The 16,520-nt window shown below is 71.4% G+C and carries 15 protein-coding genes and 1 tRNA gene; 9 read left to right on the plus strand and 7 right to left on the minus strand.

The genetic code is table 11. From position 1 onward, the window contains the following. Positions 1–219 precede the first annotated feature (219 nt). The 4 genes from V5F67_RS06985 to V5F67_RS07000 all read left to right on the plus strand — a co-directional run bounded on the left by V5F67_RS06985 (position 220) and on the right by V5F67_RS07000 (position 3,589). On the plus strand, positions 220–993 hold the full coding sequence (locus V5F67_RS06985) for an ABC transporter ATP-binding protein (RefSeq protein ID WP_394020104.1): 774 nt from the start codon (positions 220–222) through the stop codon (positions 991–993). 5 nt (positions 994–998) lie between these two features. Next, positions 999–1,814 carry an ABC transporter permease gene (locus V5F67_RS06990; protein WP_394019784.1) on the plus strand — a complete coding sequence of 272 codons (816 nt, stop codon included), beginning with the start codon at positions 999–1,001 and terminating at the stop codon, positions 1,812–1,814. Positions 1,815–1,864: 50 nt separating this feature from the next. Beyond that, complete coding sequence (locus V5F67_RS06995; protein ID WP_394019782.1) at positions 1,865–2,890, plus strand: ABC transporter substrate-binding protein; 1,026 nt, start codon at positions 1,865–1,867, stop codon at positions 2,888–2,890. A gap of 492 nt (positions 2,891–3,382) precedes the next feature. Then, a complete protein-coding gene (locus V5F67_RS07000) occupies positions 3,383–3,589 on the plus strand; it encodes a cold-shock protein (RefSeq protein ID WP_394019780.1) in 207 nt (68 codons plus the stop codon). Between the two features lie 117 nt (positions 3,590–3,706). On the opposite strand, the gene V5F67_RS07005 is transcribed toward V5F67_RS07000, so the two are convergent. Further along, the gene (locus V5F67_RS07005) at positions 3,707–4,294 is read right to left on the minus strand and encodes a L,D-transpeptidase (protein ID WP_394019778.1); all 588 of its coding nucleotides are present in this window, start codon (positions 4,292–4,294) and stop codon (positions 3,707–3,709) included. 190 nt (positions 4,295–4,484) lie between these two features. Next, a complete protein-coding gene (locus tag V5F67_RS07010) occupies positions 4,485–5,351 on the minus strand; it encodes an alpha/beta fold hydrolase (protein WP_394019776.1) in 867 nt (288 codons plus the stop codon). A 189-nt stretch (positions 5,352–5,540) separates the two neighbouring features. On the opposite strand from V5F67_RS07010, the gene V5F67_RS07015 reads away from it, so the two are divergent. Beyond that, positions 5,541–6,839 (plus strand): hypothetical protein, encoded by a 1,299-nt coding sequence (locus V5F67_RS07015; protein WP_394019774.1) that lies wholly within the window; start codon positions 5,541–5,543, stop codon positions 6,837–6,839. Between the two features lie 148 nt (positions 6,840–6,987). Here V5F67_RS07015 and V5F67_RS07020 read toward each other — a convergent pair. Both V5F67_RS07020 and gph read right to left on the minus strand, forming a co-directional pair. Then, positions 6,988–7,062: transfer RNA gene (locus V5F67_RS07020), tRNA-Val, on the minus strand. A 216-nt stretch (positions 7,063–7,278) separates the two neighbouring features. Beyond that, a complete protein-coding gene (gph, locus tag V5F67_RS07025) occupies positions 7,279–7,962 on the minus strand; it encodes a phosphoglycolate phosphatase (protein WP_394019772.1) in 684 nt (227 codons plus the stop codon). Positions 7,963–8,111: 149 nt separating this feature from the next. Here gph and V5F67_RS07030 point away from each other — a divergent pair, with 149 nt between their 5' ends. From V5F67_RS07030 to V5F67_RS07040, 3 genes are all read left to right on the plus strand, one after another. Continuing rightward, on the plus strand, positions 8,112–8,543 hold the full coding sequence (locus V5F67_RS07030) for a hypothetical protein (protein WP_394019771.1): 432 nt from the start codon (positions 8,112–8,114) through the stop codon (positions 8,541–8,543). Between the two features lie 181 nt (positions 8,544–8,724). After that, positions 8,725–9,432 (plus strand): ribose-5-phosphate isomerase RpiA, encoded by a 708-nt coding sequence (gene rpiA / locus V5F67_RS07035; RefSeq protein ID WP_394019770.1) that lies wholly within the window; start codon positions 8,725–8,727, stop codon positions 9,430–9,432. Positions 9,433–9,567: 135 nt separating this feature from the next. Beyond that, on the plus strand, positions 9,568–10,113 hold the full coding sequence (locus tag V5F67_RS07040) for a DUF2059 domain-containing protein (RefSeq protein ID WP_394019768.1): 546 nt from the start codon (positions 9,568–9,570) through the stop codon (positions 10,111–10,113). Positions 10,114–10,155: 42 nt separating this feature from the next. On the opposite strand, the gene V5F67_RS07045 is transcribed toward V5F67_RS07040, so the two are convergent. Next, positions 10,156–12,336 (minus strand): glycosyltransferase family 2 protein, encoded by a 2,181-nt coding sequence (locus V5F67_RS07045; protein ID WP_394019766.1) that lies wholly within the window; start codon positions 12,334–12,336, stop codon positions 10,156–10,158. Between the two features lie 940 nt (positions 12,337–13,276). Between V5F67_RS07045 and gor the strand changes: the two genes are divergently transcribed. After that, positions 13,277–14,638 carry a glutathione-disulfide reductase gene (gor, locus tag V5F67_RS07050; protein WP_394019764.1) on the plus strand — a complete coding sequence of 454 codons (1,362 nt, stop codon included), beginning with the start codon at positions 13,277–13,279 and terminating at the stop codon, positions 14,636–14,638. 64 nt (positions 14,639–14,702) lie between these two features. Here gor and V5F67_RS07055 read toward each other — a convergent pair whose 3' ends face one another. After that, positions 14,703–15,935 carry a multidrug effflux MFS transporter gene (locus V5F67_RS07055; RefSeq protein ID WP_394019762.1) on the minus strand — a complete coding sequence of 411 codons (1,233 nt, stop codon included), beginning with the start codon at positions 15,933–15,935 and terminating at the stop codon, positions 14,703–14,705. Between the two features lie 111 nt (positions 15,936–16,046). After that, positions 16,047–16,517, minus strand: a complete 471-nt coding sequence (locus V5F67_RS07060; RefSeq protein ID WP_394019760.1) for a hypothetical protein — start codon at positions 16,515–16,517, stop codon at positions 16,047–16,049. Positions 16,518–16,520: the final 3 nt, after the last annotated feature.

The following is a 16,520-nucleotide window of genomic DNA, read 5'->3' on the forward strand; positions in this document are numbered from 1 at the left end:
CCGACATCCTCGCGCTTGTCGAGGGAGAGCGCCCAGGTCAGCGGCCCTTGCCTCTTTCGCGCCCGCGGCTACGTTGGCCACTCGATCCGGGGCAACCGGGCGCGCCTGCGGGCAAGGAACAATGGGAAGCGGGAGGAGACACGGTTGGCGCTGCCATTCAGTGTGGTCCAAGGCGGACAGGAGCCGGCGGTTGGGGCCGTCAGCCTCACCGACGTGCGCATCGCCTTCCCGGGCCAGGGCCGCGCGGACGCGCCCTTCGTGGCCGTGGACGGCGTCGACCTCAACGTGGCGGACGGCGAGTTCGTCGCCATCGTCGGCCCCACCGGCTGCGGCAAGTCCACGTTGCTGAACGCCACCGCCGGCCTGCTGGCGCCCGCCGCCGGCTCGGTCTCCATCTTCGGCGCGCCGCTCGCCGGGCTGAACCGGCAGGCCGGCTACCTCTTTCAGGCCGAGGCGCTGTTTCCCTGGAAGACCGCGCTCGACAACGTGGCCATCGGCCTCGACATCGTCGGCACGCCGCACGAGGAGGCGCGCGCGCGGGCGCGCGAATGGCTCGCCCGCGTCGGCCTCGCCGGGTTCGCGGACCGGTATCCCCACATGCTGTCCGGCGGGCAGCGCAAGCGCGTGGGCCTTGCCCAGGTGCTGATCCGCGATCCCAAGATCCTGCTCATGGACGAGCCCTTCGGCCCGCTGGACGCGCAGACGCGCCAGATCATGGGCTCCCTGCTGCTCGATCTGTGGAGCGCCGACCGCAAGGCGGTTATGTTCGTGACCCACGACCTCGAGGAGGCGATCGCGCTCGCCGACCGGGTGGTGATCATGGGCGCCGGGCCGGCCTCGCGCATCATCGGCGAGTGGCGCGTGCCGATCCCCCGCCCGCGCGACATGGACGTGCGGCTCGACCCCGCCTTCCACCATCTGCACCGGGAGATCTGGTCGGCGCTGAAGGAGGAGGTCGTCAAGGGCTACCAGCAATCGGAAAGCGCAGGCTGACGGACATGGCGCGCAACCGCATGGCGCTGATCGCGCTGCAGATTCTCGTCGCCCTGGTGCTGATTGGCATCTGGCACTTCGGCTCCACCATCAAGGTGAACATGCCGGCAATCTCGCCGAAGCCGTTCTATCCGCTCGACCCGTTCTTCTTCTCCACACCCGTGGCGGTGTTCCAGCGCACCTTCAACGACTTCTACACCGGGGTGATCTGGTATCACCTCGGCATCACCCTGCTGGAGACCATGCTTGCCTTCGTCATCGGCGCCGCCGGCGGGGTGCTCATCGGCTTCTGGTTCGCCAGGAAGGCTTTGCTCGCCGCGGTGTTCGACCCTTACGTCAAGATGGCGAACGCGCTGCCGCGCGTGGTGCTGGCGCCGATCTTCGCGCTGTGGCTCGGCCTCGGCATCTGGTCGAAGGTGGCGCTCGGGGTGACGCTGGTGTTCTTCATCGTCTTCTTCAACGTCTACCAGGGCGTGAAGGAGGTGAGCCCGACTTTGCTCGCCAACGCCCGCATGCTGGGCATGAACGAGCGCCAGCTGATGCGCAACGTGTTCTGGCCCTCGGCGCTGTCCTGGATGTTCTCCTCGCTGCACACGGCGGTGGGCTTCGCGCTGGTCGGCGCGGTGGTGGGCGAGTATCTCGGCTCGGCGGCCGGGCTCGGCTACCGTATCCACCAGGCCGAAGGCGTGTTCGACGTGACGGGAGTGTTCTCGGGCATGCTGGTGCTCGCCATCTTCGTGATCATCATCGACACGGTGGTGAGCGCGATCGAGAACCGGCTCATGGTCTGGCGCCCTGCGCCGGCGGCGGCGCAGGGGTGAAGGAAGCGGCGGAAGCCTATGTCAGAAAAAGGGAAACGGGAGGAAATGCGATGACCATTCTCAAGTCCGCGCTGGCTCTTGCGGCGGCGCTCGGCCTCGTGGCGGCGGTGGCGGGACCGACGAGCGCCCAGCAGGCGGAAAAGCCCAAGCTCACCCTCGGCGTCGGCGGCAAGCCGCTGCTCTACTACCTTCCGCTGACCATCGCCGAGCGCAAGGGCTTCTTCAAGGATGAGGGGCTCGACGTCACCATCAACGATTTCGGCGGCGGCGCGAAGTCGCTCCAGGCGCTGGTGGGCGGATCGGTGGACGTGGTGACGGGCGCCTACGAGCACACCATCCGCATGCAGGCCAAGGGCCAGGACATCGTCTCGGTGATCGAGCTGGGGCGCTTCCCGGGCATCGTCCTGGTGGCGAAGAAGGATGGAAAGATAAAGAGCGTCAAGGACATGAAGGGGGCGAAGGTGGGCGTCACGGCGCCCGGATCCTCCACCAACTTCTTCGTCAACTTCCTGCTCGCCAAGGACGGGCTGAAGCCCGAGGACGTGGCCTTCGTGGGCGTCGGCGGCGGCGCCTCGGCGGTGGCGCAGATGAAGCGCGGCGAGCTCGACGCCATGTCGAACCTCGACCCCGTCATCACCAAGCTGGAAAGCGACGGCGACGTGGTGGTGCTCGCGGACAGCCGCACCGAGGCCGGCAACGACAAGATCTTCGGCGGCACCAATCCCGCCGCCGTGCTCTATCTGAAGCGCGACTTCACCGAGCAGAACCCGGTGACGACGCAGAAGCTGGTCAATGCCTTCTACAAGACGCTGCAGTGGCTGAAGACCGCCACTCCCGAAGAGATCGCCGCCGTGGTTCCGGAAGAATACCTTCTCGGCGACAAGGGGCTCTACCTCGCCGCGGTGAAGAACTCCATGCCGATCTACTCCAAGACCGGCGTCATCCCCGAGAGCGGCATGAAGAATGCGCTCAACATGCTGGTGGAGTTCGATCCGGAGCTGAAGGCGGCGAACGTCGACCTCGCCAAGACCTTCGATCCGCGGTTCGTGACCAAGGCCGCCGGCGCCGGAAAATGACGACCCCGGAAGCGGCCGATCCGAAAGGATCGCCGCTTCCATCGGCCGGGACCGCGGGACGGACAGGCCCAGGTCCCGGCAAGACCGGCTTCGTCCCGTCCCGGTCGGGGAGGGGGGCGCTTCGGCACCCCGCACGGGACCGACGGCGCCTGCCACGCGCCACCCTTGAAACGCCGCAATTGGCACCTACATACAATCAACCCAAGCCGGACATCGCGCTTTTCCAGCGTGTGCGGGAGACGGACGGATGTACTCCGATCCCGCGACGGCAAGGGTGTTCGTCCCGTTCGCTGGCACGTCTCACGGTGCGCGAACGGGCGAGCCCATCGGACGGTTCGTCGGTCGGCCTGCTTCTTTTCGTATCCTTCGGGCCGCGACTGAAAGTTCTCCTTCTTCGGACATGTCCAGGATCAGGCGCGGCTGCCGGCGCGTGCGAACGCGCCGCCGCCGTGCCGGGTCCTTATCGAGAGCCCGAACGCAAGGAGGCCTCAAATGGCCACGGGTACCGTCAAGTTTTTCAACGCCCAGAAGGGCTTCGGCTTCATCCAGCAGGACGACGGCGGACCGGACGTGTTCGTCCACATCTCCGACGTGGAGCGCTCTGGCCTCTACGGCCTCAACGACGGCCAGAAGGTGTCGTTCGACGTGGTCCCCGACAACCGCGGGAAGAACAAGGCGGCGAACCTCGCCGCTCTGTGAGCCGGCGCCGCGGCGGCGCTCGGGGGCTTCGGCGGCCCGAGCTGACGCGCGAAAAGAGAAAGGCCCGGGTCGCAAGACCCGGGCCTTTTCATTTTCAGGACGCCGGGCGGCGTGCGCTCACTGCTGCACGTAGACGGTCGCGCCGACGCGCACGCGGTTGTAGAGGTCCACCACGTCGTCGTTGGTCATGCGGAAGCAGCCCGAGGAGACCGCCTGGCCGATGGTCTGCGGCTCGTTCGAGCCGTGGATGCGGTAGAGGCTGGAGCCGAGATACATGGCGCGGGCGCCGAGCGGGTTCTCGATGCCGCCGGGCATGTAGCGCGGCAGATCGGGGCGGCGGCGCAGCATCTGCGGCGGCGGCGTCCAGCCCGGCCATTCCTTCTTCGCGCTCACCGACTTCACGCCGTACCAGCGGAAGCCGTCGCGGCCGACGCCGATGCCGTAGCGGATCGCCTGGCCCGGGGAGGTCACGTAATAGAGCCGGCGCTCCGATGTGCGGATGACGATGGTGCCGGGGGCATATTTCGCGTCGATGGACACGCTCTGGCGCGGGATCGGGCCCGAGCCGCCCATGGACATGCCGCTCGGCTGGTTGAACATTTTGAAGAAGTCGAAAATCTCGTAGCGGTCGTCGGCGCGCGCCGGCGCGGCCGCCGCCAGCAGCGCCGCCACGGCGGCGACGACCAGAAGTCTCGGATGCATCATGGCTCAGTCTCGGCTCGCGGGCGCTAGGACGGCCCCTGAACCTTGTCGCCACAAATCAGCCATGACTGCAACCGCTTTGTGCCTCACTTGCCGGTGGTGCACGCCAGTGTGATGCGCTTTTTGCGCGCCCTGCGGTGCGCCGGCAACGGTGGGGCGGGAGGAGGCGGCCGTGCCGGGACCCGGCAACCGTTCAGCGGGCGCCGACGTCGGCCACGAAGCGCGCCAGCGCGGCGTTGAAGGCCTCGGGCGCCTCCAGGAACGGGGCGTGGCCCGCTTCCGCGAACAGCTCCAGCCGGGCGCCGGGCACGGTCGCGGCGATGTGCTCGGCCATGGCGGGCGCCACCACGATGTCCTGGGCGCCCTGGATCGCCAGCACTGGCAGGTCGAGGCCGCCGAGCAGCCCGTCATAGTCCGCCGGCCGGCCGAACATGCCGGCGCGCACCGGCGCCGGCACCAGCATGTTGAGGCCGAGCAGGGTCTCGAACGCGTCGCGCCCGGGCTCGCGGGCGAAGCAGTTGCGCAGGAAGGCGCGGGTGGCGGCCACGTTGGTGGCCGGGTCGGGGCTGCACATCTGCCGCATCAGGCGGTTGCAGGTGCCGAAGAACCGCTTCTCGTTGGATACCACGCCGTCCACGAACACCAGGCCCGAAACGGCGCCGCTGCCGTGCCGGGCGAGGTAGTCGCACATGATCCGGCCGGCATAGGACCAGCCCACCAGGATCGGGCGATCGAGCCCCGCCTGCCCGATCACCGCGGCAAGCTCGTCCGCCCACCGGCCGGCCTCCTGGTAGAAGGCCGGGTCGTGGGGCTTGTCGGAGGCGCCGTGGCCGCGGAAATCGTAGGTGGCGCGGCGCAGGTGGGCCAAGGCCGGGCTCGCCACCTGCTCGCTCCAGCACAGCCCGCACTGGGAAAAGCCGTGGATGAAGAGCAGGTCCGGGCCCGGCGCCGTGCCGTCCGGCTCCCACACGCTTGCCGCGATGGCAAGGCCGTCGGGGGTCGTCACGCTCAGGGGGCTCGGGGCGGTCGAGGCGGCATCGGTCATGGCGGCATCGGTCATGGCCGCAGGCTTGCCTCAGGTGCCGGCGTCTGCCAAGCCCTGAACGACTGCGATCGCGCGCGACGACCGGCTGTGCCGGGCGGGGCCGTCCGAATTTCCGCCGCCATGGAGCCGCAGCCTTTGCCGAAGGTCGCCGAATCGACAAAACCTCGCGGACACAGACGCCGTCCACCCCAGGGAGCCAAGCAGATGCACCACCGGTTCCGTCCCAAGGCGCTTGCGCTCGCGCTGCTGTGCGGCGCGGCGCTCGCCCCCGCAACGGCCCGCGCCGCCGAGAACTACATGACTGTCGGCCTGCCGTTCTTCGATCCCTATCGGGTGGCGATCGCCCATATCGACGTGCGCGACGGCAAGGTCACCGGCACGCTGGCGCCGCCGGCCGGCGATCCGCGCCCGCCGCTGCCGCTTTCCGGCACGCTCGCCAACGGGCGCATGCGGCTCGTCATCGGCGCCGGCGCCGACACCTACACGCTCGACCTGCGCGAGGGCGAGCAGGACCAGCAGCAGATCTGGAGCGAGGCGGCGCCGCTGCCCGATCTCGATCCCATCGCCCTGTTCCGGCCGGTGGGCGGCTTCTCCGAGACCGGGCTCGCCTTGCAGCACCTGGACGCTAGCTGGTGCGGGCAGCTGATCGGCGGCCTCGCCATCGAGCTCAAGCCGGGCGCCCTGAAGGACACGGCCGAGCCTCCCGCCCCGCTGGCCGATCTCGACGTGGTGGTGGGCCCCAATCGCGGCAACGTCGTCACCGCCAAGCTGAAGGACATCTGGTCGCGCCTGCGCCTCGCCGTCCTCGCCGCCGATGCCGACCCCGTGGTGGTGGACGTGCGGGTTCCCCTCGGCGGCGAGGCCCAGCTCGCCCGTGCCCTGCGCGCCCTGCCGGCGGTATCGGCGGTGGGGCTGCCGGCCTCCTGCGGGGAGATGGCGCTGGCCGCGGTGCCGCGCGAGCGCATCATGGACGGTAGCGTGGTGAGTGAAGCCAAGCTCAAGGCCTATGGCGACCAGGTCCTGCCGCGGCTGCTCTCCGGTGCCGAGGCCGGCGCCCGGGCCCCCGGCGCGCGCCGGTTCAAGCTCTCCGGCGTGCAGGTGGCGCGCGATGCCAACGGGCTGCCCTATCTCGGGGCGACGCTCCAGGGCGATGCGGAGGCGACCCGCCTCGGCAAGGGCGAGGTGGACCAGTTCGCGCTCACGCTCATGCCGCAGGTCACCGCCGCCGACACCGGCGAGACCATCTCGCTCGTCCCCACCGTCTCGCGCCTGCGCACGGCGCCGCGCCGCGGCGCCCAGGCGCCGGACGATGCCGCGTTCAAGCCGGCGCAGGACCCGGCGGCGACCGCCGCGGTGCAGCACCGCGTGGCGAGCTGGCTCGCCGCCAACGAAGGCCTGGCCTGCTCCTTCCTCACCCAGACCTCGTTCCAGGAGCCGGACAACGCGCTGGTCTGCGCCAACCGCATGCTGGACAGCGTCGCCGGGGAGGAGGGGGCGAACTGAGGGGCGCCGCCCGGGCCGCAAGGCTCGGGCGCGGCCGGAGGGGGCCACGCAGACGAAGCTACGCAAGACGAAGCTACGCACAGGTGCCGTGACACGACGCCAAGAAAGGCGCCGCCGCGTCCGATCCGTCGGTGGAAGGGTTTGGGGCTGGTGGGCGATGCAGGGATTGAACCTGCGACCCCTCCCGTGTGAAGGGAGTGCTCTCCCGCTGAGCTAATCGCCCGCACCAGTCGCGAGACGCGCGATGTAGGGCGGGAGGCCCCCGACTGTCAAGGGGCGGCCTGGTCGTCGGTCGTGGATCAGTCTGAATTCCCGAGGTTAGGTCGGGCGCGCGGCCGAACCCTCTCCCGCTTGCGGGGGAGGGCAGGGAGGGGGAAATCCTTTCCGGAACGAAGAGCGCTGGCGAATTCCGCGCGCCGGCCCTGATCGCTGCCCTGCCTCAAGCCGTCTCGCGCGCCAGGACGGCGAGCACCGCCGCCTCCAGCTGGTCGAAATGGCCGATCAGGCGGTCGGCGCCCAGCTCGTGGGCGGGCGTCTCGGTGTAGCCGAAGGAGACCGCGATCGCCGGCACCCCGGCGGCGCGGGCGGTGGTCACGTCGGTGATGCTGTCGCCCACCATGACGGCGCGCCCGGCGCTGCCGCCGGCCGCGGTGATGGTGGACAGCAGCGGCAGGGGATCTGGCTTCGGCCTGGCATAGGTGTCGGCGCCGGTGATGACGGCGAACCGCGGGGTGAGCTCCAGGCGGTCCAGGAGCAGCCGGGCGAGGTATTCGAGCTTGTTGGTGCACACCGCGAGCCGCGCGCCGCGCGCCGCGAGGCGGTCCAGCGCCTCGATCAGGCCGGGGAAGGGCCGCGAGCCGTCGGCGATGTGGTCGGCATAATAAGCGAGGAACTGCGTGTTGAGCGCCTCGACCTCCTCCGCCGGGAGGGTGATGCCCTCGCTCGCCAGCGCGCGGCGGATGAGCATGCGCGCGCCGCCGCCGATCATGTTGCGCGCCGCCGCGCGGTCCACCGGCGGTATCCGGTGGGCGGCGAGCACCACGTCGAGCGCGTCCAGGAGGTCGGGCGCGGTGTCGACCAGCGTTCCGTCGAGGTCGAAGGCGATCACGGGCGTTTCAGGCATCGGGCGTCCTTGGGCTCTTGTCACTCGGGGCGTGCCATCGCCCCTTTGCCTTAAATCCTGCCGCTTTTTGGCGCCAGCGTCCTGCGGCCCGGCAGCGCAGCCGCGCGGCGGGCTTTCGCCTTTTTGCGCGCGAACGAGGAGGTTTGGCGATGCGGATGGTTCTTGACGCGGCTTCGGGCGTATCGCGGGCGGGCGCGCTCGGGGCGCTTCTTCTCGGCGCGGCGCTGGCGGGTCCTGCGGCGGCCCAGTCCGCGTCCGGCTACAGCTTCGCCTCGCCGCCCTCGGCGGAGGCCAACCGGGTCTATGGCGTCAGCCGCGCGACCGGCGAGATGTCGGTGTGCCAGTTCGAGCGTCCGGCCGGCAGCTTCGCCGGCATCACCCGCTGCTTCGCCCAGGGCGACGGCGCCGGCGCGCAGAAGGCCGGCAACTACGATCTCGTGCCCACCCGCTTCGCCGGCGAGACCGGGATCTTCCGCGTCAACCACGACACCGGCGAGATGAGCATCTGCTACGTCCGCGACGCGCCGCAGGCGAGCGGCAAGACCGATCCGATCATCCTGTGCACCCCGCCGGCCAAATGACTGCCGTCCGGTGAGGGCGGCCCCCCGGCGCGGCCGGCCCGCGCGAGCCTCCGGCAAATGCACGGATCGGGCGTCGCGTCCCTTGTCCGCGCCGGCGATCGAGGCTAGAGGCGAGGTCCGGACCCGTCGCCGGGCCAGCCGGCCCGCCGCGCGGCTCCAAGAAAACAGAACGGAAGCGCCCATGGCCCCCGCCGAAGACCTGAAGCGTCGCGCCGCAGCCCGCGCCCTCGAGTTCGTGACCGACGGCATGCGCCTCGGGCTCGGCACCGGCTCCACCGCGCGCCATTTCGTCGACCTCCTGGCCGAGCGGGTGCGCGAGGGGCTGAACGTGCTCGGCGTGCCCACCTCCGAGCAGACGCTGCAGCAGGCGGTCGACCTCGGCGTGCCGATCGCCACCCTCGACGAGGCGGGCGCGCTCGATCTGTGCATCGACGGCGCCGACGAGGTGGGGCCGGGCCTCGCCTTGATCAAGGGCGGCGGCGGCGCGCTGCTGCGCGAGAAGATCGTCGCCCGCGCCGCGCGCGAGATGGTGGTCATCGCCGACGCCTCGAAGAAGGTGCCTGTGCTCGGGCGCTTCCCGCTGCCGGTGGAGGTGGTGGACTTCGGCGTCGCCAGCATCGAGCGCAGCCTCGCCGACGCCATCGCCGACGCCGGCTGCGCCGGCTCCCTGGTGCTGCGCCGCGACGGCGACGGACATGCTTTCGTCACCGATCAGGGGCACCTCATCATCGACGCCCATCTCGGCCGCATCGCCGATCCCGCGCGCCTCGCCCAGGCGATCGCGCAGGTTCCCGGCGTGGTGGAGCATGGGCTGTTCCTCGGGCTCGCGGGCCGCGCCGTGCTTGCCGGCACCGACGGCATCGTGGTGCTCGACCGCACCAGCTTCTGACGCGGGCGCGGCCCCGCGCGCCCGGCCGGGCGTCGGGCGCCGCGGCCGGGTTCAACCATTGGAGGCGCGCGCCCGGCCGGATGGTCCCGGCCGGGCGCGCCTCCGGAGCGCGACACATCTTTTGCGGAGACTTCCATGCGCGAACTCACTTTCGCCCGCCGTGCCGGCCTCGGCCTCCTGGCGGCGCTCGCCCTCACGGCGGCCCCGATGGGCCTCTCGCCGTTCCAAGCGGGGAGCGCCAGCGCCCAGCAGGCGGCGCAGCCCTCCCCCGCCGCGATCGCCGCCGCCAGGGATCTGGTGGTCGCCAACGGCGAGGCCCGCGCCTTCGAGGGCGTGATCCCGGAGATCGTCAACGGCGCCGCCCGGTCCTTCGTGCCCACCAATCCCGATCTCGCCAAGCCGCTGTCCGAGGTGGCCCAGACCCTGCGGGTCGAGTTCGAGAAGCGCCAAAGCGAGGTGGTGCAGCTGCTCGCGACCGCCTATGCGTCGCGCTTCACCGAGGCCGAGCTGAAGGAGGCGCTGGCCTTCTACAAGACCGCCACCGGCAAGAAGCTGGTCGCCGACCGGCCCGCCATCGTCCAGCAGACCGTGCAGGGCATCCAGGCCTGGGGCGCGCAGGTCAATGCCGAGGTGCTGGAGCGGGTGCGCGCCGAGATGAAGAAGCGCGGCTACGACCTCTGAGGCGCCAGCGCCGGCGGTCTGAGGCCGGCCCGCCGGCCGGCCTCAGACCGCCGGCCCGCGCGCCGCGCGCGCGCCCTCCGGCGCCTTGCCCACCGAGGCGAACAGGTTCACCCGGCTGAGGTTGGGATTGTAGTGGGGGTCCACGAGCACGTGCGAGGCCCACAGCGCCTCGAAATGCGCGTGCTGCTGCCTGAGGCGCGCGCGGTGCTCGGCGGTGCGGTGGCGCCCGCGCGAGGCCGATTCGTGGTGGATCAGCAGCGCGTGCGGGGTCCACACCACGCCATGGCCGGCGCGCCGTACGCGCATGCACAGGTCGATGTCGTTGCAGTCCTCGGGGAAGCGCTCCGGATCGAGCCCGCCCACCTCGTCCCACACGTCCCGGCGGATCAGCAGGCAGGCGCCGGTGACGGCGCTGAGGTCCTGGCGCACCAGGAGCCGGCCCTCCTGGCCCTCGGCCTCCGGCTGGCACGAGGCGAACCAGTGCGAGGCATAGTCGAACAGGCCGACGATGACGCCGCCGTGCTGGATGGTGCGGTCGGGATAGAGCAGCTTCGCCCCCACCACGCCGGTATCCACGCCGTGGTCGCGGCGCGCGATCAGCGCCACCATCTCGTCGAGCCAGGCGCCGTCGATCACCTCGATGTCGTTGTTGAGCAAAAGGATCAGCGCGCCCGAGGTCGCCGCGACGCCGGTGTTGCAGATGCGCGAGAAGTTGAAGTTGCCGCCGTCGCGCACGATCCGGGTGGCCGGCCACAGGCCCTTCACCTCGTCGAACAAGGCGAACGTCTCCGGCTCGACCGAGCCGTTGTCGACGATGACGATCTCGAAATTGCGGTAGTGCGTCTGCGCGATCAGCGTGCGCAGGGTCATGCCCAGCAGCTCCGCGCGGTCGCGCGTCGGCACGACGATGGACACGAGCGGCCGGGCCTCCGGCACCGGGAACAGCGGCCGCAGGAAGCGCCCGCCGTCGGTCGTCTCCACCGGCAGGCCGAGGTCTTCCGACAGCGCCGCGGCGGCGCGCGCGCCGGTCTGGGCGTCCGGAAATCCGGCCGGCAGGTCCGGGCCGCTGTAGGCGATGCGCGGCAAGTGCCGCACCGCCGCCGCGTCGAGCCCGGCCAGGTAGCGCAGCAGGAAGTCGTAGGGCGCCGCGCCGGCGAAGTCCGCGCGCAGGCCCACCGCGAGCGCCCGCGCCCCCCGCACCACCGTGAGCGCGCCGAAATAGGGGCAGGATTCCAGCAGATGCCGGTTGAAGGCGGGCTTGAAGACGCCCTCGATGGGCGCGCCCGCCGCATCCCGGCGCTCCGCGTCGGTGTAGAGCGCCATCAGGCCTGGAACCTCGGCGAAGGTGGCGCGGACCATGGCCACCGCGTCGCGGGTCGGCACGCCGCGCGCGTCGAGCACGCTGACGAGCCGGTCCGCGGCCTCCGGCTGCGCCAGCGCCGCCGCGAGCGCGCCGCCCTCCCCGGCGCCGGGGGCCGGCACCAGGCGGCCGATGCCGGCCACCAGCGCGGACAGGCGCGCCGCGTCCCGTTCCAGGCGCGCCGGATCGACGGCGACGAGCCAGTCGTAGGCGCCGTCCGTCTGCGCGCGCAGGGCGGCGGCGCAGGCGTCGAGGTCGGCGTCGCTCGGCATGGTCGCGCCGACCGGGGTAGCCAGAAGCAGCCTCGGCGCGGCCTCCGGCGGGGCGACCTCCGCGAAGTCGCCGACGAACCGAGCCCGGTACTTGAGGTAGACCGGCAGCCAGAGCTGGCGCTGGAGCGAGGAGCTGGCGAGCCGCGCCGCCATCTGGAAGCCGAGGTGCCGGGCGGCGTCGGAGGCGGCGGTCCAGCGCTGCTTGAGGTCCGACCCCGGCGCGGCGGCATTGCGGAAGCCTTCGAGGAACGCGTGCAGCTTGAGGATGACGCGCCCGAGCGGGAACTGGCCGCGCACCGGGAAATAGGCCACCCGCGCCGCGCCGATCGCGGCCCGCTCGCCCCTGAGCACGAGGCGAGCGGCGCCGGGCGGAACCTCCACCGGCTCCAGCGCGCCGGGCTGCACGGTGACGCGGCGCTCCGTGCCCTCGATGGCGATCTCCGCCGGGCCGCCGACCTCCGAGACGGCCAGCATGATCACGGTGCCCTGGCGCAGGCTCGCAAGCCGCACCAGGAGCGGCAGGTGAAACCGTCGTCCGTCCGCCACCCATGCGCCGCCCTTGAGGGGGAAGGGGGCAATCTCGTTCGCCATATGTGCTGATCCGATCGCGTGCCGCCTTAAACCACTCCTTGAAGCCGCGAGGCAAGCGCCGGCGGCCAGGCGCCCGGGGGATCGCCGTCCAGCTGTCCACCAGCCGCCGTCGGGGGAACCCTCTCCCCGGCGGGGAGAGGGCAGGGTGAGGGGGCTGGCGTGGGGACGATGGCCGGCGCTTGCCGTGAGGTCCGAACCCCTCACCCTACCCTCTCCCTGAGGGAGAGGGGGCACCACTCCAGCGGGGGCGGAGGCCGGTCGGTCTGCGCCAGCGGCAACGGCGAGGAAACCCTCTCCCCGGCGGGGAGAGGGCAGGGTGAGGGGGGCTGGCGCGGGGCGAAGGCCGGCGCTTGCCGTGAGGTCCGAACCCCTCACCCTACCCTCTCCCTGAGGGAGAGGGGGCACCACTCCGGCGGGGGCGGGCCGGTTCGGCTGCGCCGGCTGCAACGGCGGGGAAACCCTCTCCCCGGCGGGGAGAGGGCAGGGTGAGGGGGCTGGCGCGGGGCGAAGGCCGGCGCTTGCCGTGAGGTCCGAACCCCTCACCCTACCCTCTCCCTGAGGGAGAGGGGGCGCCGCTCCAGCGGGAGCGGAGGCCGGTCGGTCTGCGCCGGCGGCAACGGCAAGGAAACCCTCTCCCCAGCGGGGAGAGGGATGGGGTGAGGGGGGGCTGGCGTGGGGACGCTGGCGGCGCTTGCCGTGAGGTCCGAGCCCCTCACCCTACCCACTCCCTGAGGGAGAGGGGGCGCCGCTCCGGCGGGGGCGGGCCGGTCCGGCTGCGCCGGCAGCAACGGCGGGGAGAGCGTGGGGTGAGGGGCACGCCCGGCAGCATATGCGGCGGGCGGCAGCCCGGCGGGGCCCCTGCCTGCCGAGCCCCGCTTGACGTGGCGCGGCGCACGGACTTGTTTGTGCCCCTCCCGGCAGCCGCGAAAGGTCGAGCCCGATGTCGTCGAAGGAAGTGGATCTGTTCGTCATCGGTGGCGGCTCGGGCGGGGTCAGGGCGGCGCGCATCGCCGCCCAGCACGGCGCCAAGGTGATGATGGCCGAGGAATACCGCATGGGCGGCACCTGCGTGATCCGCGGCTGCGTGCCCAAGAAGCTGTTCGTCCATGCCGGCCGCTACGCCCACGATCTGGAGGACATGGCCGGCTTCGGCTGGCAGGTGTCCGGCGCCGAGTTCGACTGGCTGACCCTGGTCGCCAACAAGGACAAGGAGATCGCGCGCCTCGAAGCCATCTACCGCGCCAATGCGGAGAAGGCCGGGGTCGAGATCGTCGCCGCCCGCGCCGTGGTGGCGGGGCCGAATGCGGTGCGCATTCCCTCGACCGGCGAGGAGATCAGGGCGCGCTACATCCTCGTCGCCACCGGCGCGAAGCCGGCGCTGGGGCCGGACATTCCCGGCCGCGAGCTCGCCATCACCTCCAACGAGGCGTTCCATCTCAAGCGCTTTCCCGAGCGCGTGCTGGTGCAGGGGGCGGGCTACATCGCGGTGGAGTTCGCCGGGCTGTTCCGGGCGCTCGGCGCCGAGACCCACCTCGTGTTCCGCGGCGACCAGATCCTGCGCGGCTTCGACGACGACGTCCGCGCCCATCTCGCCGCCGAGATGGCCAAGGCGGGCATCCACCTTCGCCCTGGCGCCACCCTGGCCAAGATCGAGGCGATCCACGGCGGCAAGGCCGTGACGCTCTCGGACGGGTCCAAGGTGGAGGTGGAGGAGGTCATGCTCGCCATCGGCCGCAGCCCCAACACCGACGGGCTCGGCCTCCAGGCGGCGGGCGTGACCCTCGACAAGGTGGGCGCGGTGGAGGTGGACGCCGCCTCGCGCACGTCCGTTCCCTCCATCTACGCGGTGGGCGACGTGACCAACCGGGTGAACCTGACGCCGGTCGCCATCCGCGAGGGCCACGCCTTCGCCGACACGATCTTCGGCGGCACGCCGTGGAGCGTCGACCATTCCGGCATCGCCTCGGCGGTGTTCTCGGAGCCCGAGATCGGCACCGTCGGCCTCACCGAGGCGGGCGCGCGAACGGCCTGCCCGAAGGTGGACATCTACAAGACCACCTTCCGGCCGCTGAAGGCGACGCTCTCGGGCCGCGACACCCGGGTGCTCATGAAGCTGGTGGTGGACGCCACCGACGACCGGGTGGTGGGCTGCCACATCGTCGGCGAGGGCGCGTCCGAGATGATCCAGCTCGCGGCGGTGGCGATCGGCATGGGCGCCCGCAAGGCGGACTTCGACCGCACCGTGGCGGTGCACCCCACCGCCGCCGAGGAGCTGGTGACGCTGCGCACCAAGTCGTCCTGAACGGCACGTCGTCCTGAACGGCACGTCGTCCTGAGCGGTACCTCGTCCTGAGAGGGCCTCCCGCTCAGGCGTGGTGGAACAGCTTGCCTTTCTCCGCCCACAGCACGGCGAGCAAGGCGAGGATGCCGAGCCCGGCATAGCCGAGCGAGATCGGCAGCACCGTGCCGTCGAAGGCGCGGCCGACGCCGAAGGCGATCAGCGCCGCCATCAGCGTGGTGTAGAAGCCGATGAAGGACGAGGCGGTGCCGGCCACCGCCCCGAGCGGCTCCATGGCGGTGGAGTTGAAGTTCGGCACCGTGAGCGCGAACAGGAACTGCGCCGCCGCCACCAGCGCGCAGAACAGCAGCAGCGGCGGGCGCCCGTCATAGGCGAGCGCCGCCGCCACCATGCCGAGCGACGCGATCACGAAGCCGATCACCCCGCCGTGCGACAGCCGGCGCATGCCGAGCCGGCGCACCAGCGAGGCGTTCAGGAACGAGGCCGCCGCCATGATCGCCGCCACCGCCGCGAACACCACCGGGAACAGGTGGCCGAGCCTGTAGATGTCGGTGTCGAACACCTGCGAGGCCGAGCCCACATAGGCCATCAGCGCCCCCATCATCAGCCCCATGCCGGTGGCGTAGCCGAAGGCGCGGCGGTTGGTGACGGTCATCACCATGCCGGCCCAGATGGCGCGCACCGAGAACGGGATGCGGTATTCGGGATGCAGCGTCTCCGGCATGCGCGCCGCGAACCACACCGTCACGACCAGCCCCAGCGCCAGCATGGCGATGAAGATGAGGTGCCAGGAGCCGAAGGCCAGGATCGCGCTGCCGAGCGCGGGGGCGACGATGGGCACGGTGAGGAACACCATCATCACCAGCGACATGATGCGGGCCATCTCGCGGCCCTCGAAGCGGTCGCGCACGATGGCGACCGCCATCACCCGCCCGGCCGAGGCGCCGACGCCCTGGATCACCCGGGCGACGATGAGCAGGCCGAAGCTCCCGGTGACAAGCGCCAGGAGGCTGCCCGCCGCATAGACCGCGAGCCCCGCCAGCAGCGCCGGCCGGCGCCCGACCACGTCGGACAGCGTGCCGTAGAAGATCTGCGCCACGGCGATGCCGATCAGATAGGCATAGACCAGCATCTGCACGTCGTTCGGATCGCGAAGCGCGAAGTCGGCCCGGATGGCGCCGAAGGCGGGCAGGAGGTTGTCTATGGAGAAGGCCGTCATCCCCATCATCAGCGCGATGAGGGCGACGAACTCGGCGAAAGGCGGCTTCAAGGGGCGGGCGGGAGCGCCGGTCTTGGGCATCGATCACTCGGATGAGGACGCGTGTCCCGCAACAGACACGGAGGAGGGAAAAGCGGACGGCTGCGGCGATCCGAGGGATGGGTTCATACCGCGATGCAGCGCGAACGCGGCTCACACATAGGCGATGCCGCGGCCGAGGAGAAGGGTGGCGATCCAGGCCGCGAGCGAGAGGGCGGCGTAGGGCCGCGCGCCCGTCGGGATGTCGCCGCGGCGCAGGGCGCCGGAAAACACCAGGTGGAACAAGGCGAGGTTCAGGATGCCGAGGGCGATGAAGCCGAGCTTGGCGAGGAACGCCACGTTGCGCACCAGCGGCCCGGCCTCGGCCGCGAACAGGACCGTGCCCGAGGCCAGCAGGAGCACGAGGCCCGCGGCCGCCACCGGCATCCCGGCGCGCACCACCGCGCGGGCGGCCGGCACCCGCCGCAGCACGGCGATGTCGAAGGTGGCGATGGCCCCCACCAGCAGCGCGGCCCCGAGCACGTGGACGAGGTTCGCGGCCGGATACAGCCAGACGCTGGCGCGCGCGAGCCGGCCGAGCGCCGAGCCTTCGACCAGTGCGGCGAGGGCGAAGAGCAGGTCCACGCT

This window comes from Xanthobacter pseudotagetidis (genome assembly GCF_043194795.2).
Lineage (GTDB): Bacteria > Pseudomonadota > Alphaproteobacteria > Rhizobiales > Xanthobacteraceae > Xanthobacter > Xanthobacter tagetidis_A.